The organism is Streptomyces tyrfis (assembly GCF_037034285.1).
Taxonomy (GTDB): Bacteria; Actinomycetota; Actinomycetes; order Streptomycetales; family Streptomycetaceae; genus Streptomyces.
The window spans coordinates 1-3,076 of record NZ_JBAGJZ010000099.1 but is presented as its reverse complement, the minus strand read 5'-3'; the positions used below and the strand labels follow the sequence as shown (position 1 = coordinate 3,076).

General features: G+C 74.9%; 3 protein-coding genes. All 3 read left to right on the top strand.

All coding sequences use genetic code 11. From position 1 onward, the window contains the following. Window positions 1-117: 117 nt before the first annotated feature. The 3 genes from WA762_RS35315 to WA762_RS35305 all read left to right on the top strand — a co-directional run bounded on the left by WA762_RS35315 (window position 118) and on the right by WA762_RS35305 (window position 3,051). Entirely contained in the window at window positions 118-1,671 is a 1,554-nt protein-coding gene (locus WA762_RS35315; protein WP_335941686.1) for an amino acid adenylation domain-containing protein, read from the top strand. Continuing rightward, window positions 1,668-2,690: a threonine ammonia-lyase gene (locus WA762_RS35310; RefSeq protein WP_335941685.1), complete on the top strand. Its 1,023-nt coding sequence runs from the start codon at window positions 1,668-1,670 to the stop codon at window positions 2,688-2,690. The genes WA762_RS35315 and WA762_RS35310 overlap by 4 nt, the downstream gene beginning before the upstream one ends. 64 nt (window positions 2,691-2,754) lie before the next feature. Further along, a complete protein-coding gene (locus tag WA762_RS35305; protein ID WP_335941684.1) occupies window positions 2,755-3,051 on the top strand; it encodes a phosphopantetheine-binding protein in 297 nt (98 codons plus the stop codon). The last annotated feature ends 25 nt before the right edge of the window (window positions 3,052-3,076 follow it).

The following is a 3,076-nucleotide window of genomic DNA, read 5'->3' as shown; positions in this document are numbered from 1 at the left end:
GGAGATGCTGCCCACCCCCGAGCACGCGTGGCTCACCGACGACCGGGGCAACGCGTACACCTCCGAACTCCGCTTCGTCGCCGTCGACCAGGAGCACCGGCAGGGGGGCGTGCCGTCATGGTGAGCTTCCTCGACGCGATCCACGCGCACGCCGAGCGCACGCCCGGGGCCACCGCTCTGCGCACCCCGGCCGGCTCCATCAGCTACCGCCGGTTCGACACCTGGACCGACCGGCTGGCCCGCACCCTGATCGCCCGGGGAATCGGGCGGGAACAGGTCTGCGCCATCGCGCTGGAACCGGGGCCGGAGAGCGTGGTGGCGGTGGCGGCGGTACTGCGCGCGGGAGGCGCCTTCCTCACGCTGGACGTGACGCAGCCGCCGCCCCGGCTGGCCGCCATGGTCCGCAGCGGCGGCGCCACCGCCCTGCTCACCCGGAGCACGGTGCGGCGGAGCACGCGGCTGACGGTGGAAGGACCGGTGATCGACCTCGACGAGCCGGACGGACTGGACGGCCCGGACGGCCCCGACGGCGTCGAAGCGGCCGGGACGTCCGGTGGCCGGCCGGAGGCATTCGGACGGCAACTGGCCTACGTGAGCCACACGTCCGGCTCCACCGGCACCCCCAACGCCGTCCTGATCGAACGGGCCGGCCTCGACTCGTATCTGCGCTTCATCGCCCGCGACTACGGCCTCGGCCCGCACACCGTGGCGCTCCAGGTCGCGCCCCTCGGCTACGACGCCTCCATCCGCGACACCTTCGCCCCGCTGGTCGCCGGGGGCACCGTGGTCCTGGCGGAACGGAGCACCCTGCTGCGCGCCGACAGCTTCGCGGAGATCCTGCGGCGCGAGGGCGTCGACACCCTGCTCAGCGTCACCCCGTCCTTCCTCACCTTCCTCGCCCAGCAGGACCGGGCCGAGGAGCGGCTGAGCGGACTGCGCCTGGTCGTGGCCAGCGGTGAGTCACTGCTGCCGTTCCTCAGCTCCGGCGCCCGCCGACTGCTGCCCGGCAGCCTGGTCAACCAGTACGGCCCCACCGAATGCACCATGACCGCCACCCGCTACGCGGTGCCCCCCGAACCGGAGACCACCGCCGATCTGGTCGGAACCCCGATCGACGGGATGACGGCGAGACTGACCGGCCCCGACGGACGGGAAGTGCCCCCGGGCGAGATCGGCGAGATCACCCTCGGCGGCATCGGGGTCGCCCGCGGCTACCGGGGCCGGCCCGAGCTGACCGCCGACCGCTTCCGCCCGGATCCGGGCGGCCCCCCGGGCGCCCGCGCCTACCGCACCGGGGATCTGGCCCGGCGCAGACCGGACGGCGTACTGGAGTACCTGGGCCGCTCCGACCGGCAGGTGAAGATCCGGGGCTACCGGGTCGACCCGGCCGAGATCGAGGGCGTGCTGCTCGGCCACCCCCGGGTGACCGGCGCCGTGGTCACCGCCGAACCGGACGAACGGGGACGGGTGTTCCTGTACGCCCACGTCACCGGCTCGCTGGACACGGTCACCGACGCGGAGCTGCGCAGACACCTCGCGCAGGCCCTGCCGCCGCACATGATGCCGCGCCGGTTCCACCGCATCGACCGGCTGCCCACCACGCGCACGGGCAAGACGGACCGGGCCGCCCTGCACCACGGCGGCCCGCCGGTCGCGGGTCGGACGCCGTGACCGCCGCCGGCATCCGCCTCGGCCCGGCCGACGTACGGGCGGCGGCGGAACGGATCCGCGGACCGGTGCGCCGTACGCCGCTGCTGACCGCCGACGCACTCCCGGAACTGTCCGGCCCCCGGCTGCGCGGACTGCTGCTGAAGGCCGAACACCTCCAGCGGGGCGGCTCGTTCAAGGCCCGGGGCGCCGCCAACGCCATGCTCGGCCGGGACACCGCCGCCGTGGTCGCCGGGTCCTCCGGCAACCACGGCATCGCGGTGGCCGAGCTCGCCCGCCGGACCGGCGCCGGGGCCACCGTGGTGATGGCCGCCGGAGCGGGCCGGGCCAAGGCCGACGCCATCCGCCGACTGGGGGCCCGGGTGCTGACGGTGGACGGCGGCGTCGCCGCACGCGACCGGCTCGCCCGGGAACTGGCGGCGGACACGGGCGCCCTGCTGGTGCCCTCCTCCGACGACGAACTGGTCGTCGCGGGCCAGGGCACCGTCGCCCTGGAGATCCTGGAGGAGGCGCCCGATCTCGATCTGCTGTTCGTCCCGGTCGGCGGCGGCGGGCTGCTGGCAGGCAGCTGTCTGGCGGCCGACCTCGCCGGGCGTCCGCCGCGGGTCATCGGCGTGGAGCCCCGACAGGCGTGCCGCTACGCCGTATCGGTCGCCGCCGGGCGTCCGGTGGAGCTGCCCGCGTCGCAGACCGTCGCCGACGGACTGCGCGGCCAGCGGCCCGGCGAGATCATCTTCCCCATCGTCCAGCGGCGGGTCGACGAGCTGATCGCCGTCGAGGACGAGGAGATCCTCCGGGCCATGGAGCTGCTGCACCGGGCCGGCCTGCCCGCCGAACCGAGCGGCAGCGTGGCCCTGGCGGGCGCGCTCCGGCGCGGCTTTTGCGGACGTACGGCCGTGGTGGTCTCCGGCGGCAACTCGCCGGCCGCGCTGGCCGCCATGGGCACGGGCGCGGGCGTGGCCGCCGGGCCGGGCCCCCGGCCCACGCCGTCCGCCGTCCCACCGCTGTCCGCCCTGCCGTGACGCTCGTCCCTCTCAAAACCGCCCCAACACCGCTTTCACCTTTCCTCACCTCGAAGGAGCCACCATGACCGTCCAGGACCAGACCGTCGCGCGGGATCTGCGGACCACCGCCGGGCTGACCGAACTGATCACCCGCTTCTACCAGGAGGCGCTGAGCAACGAAGGACTCGACGCGGACGCGGACTTCTTCGAATCCGGCGGCGACTCGCTGACGGCGTTTCAGATCACCGGCCGCATCCAGGAGGCGCTGGGCACCGAGACCGCGGTCGCCCTGGTCTTCGCCTACCCCACCCCCGCGGAGCTGGCGGAGATCGTCGCCGAGGATCTCGCGGAGATTCCGGCGGGCGTGGCCCATGAGTGACGACGGCGCCCTGCTGCTGGGCCGC

What these genes read in the sequence shown, in the direction of transcription:
- WA762_RS35315 (WP_335941686.1), top strand. Translation starts at nt 118, where the DNA reads ATGGTGAGCTTCCTCGACGCGATCCACGCGCACGCCGAGCGCACGCCC.
- WA762_RS35305 (WP_335941684.1), top strand. Translation starts at nt 2,755, where the DNA reads ATGACCGTCCAGGACCAGACCGTCGCGCGGGATCTGCGGACCACCGCC.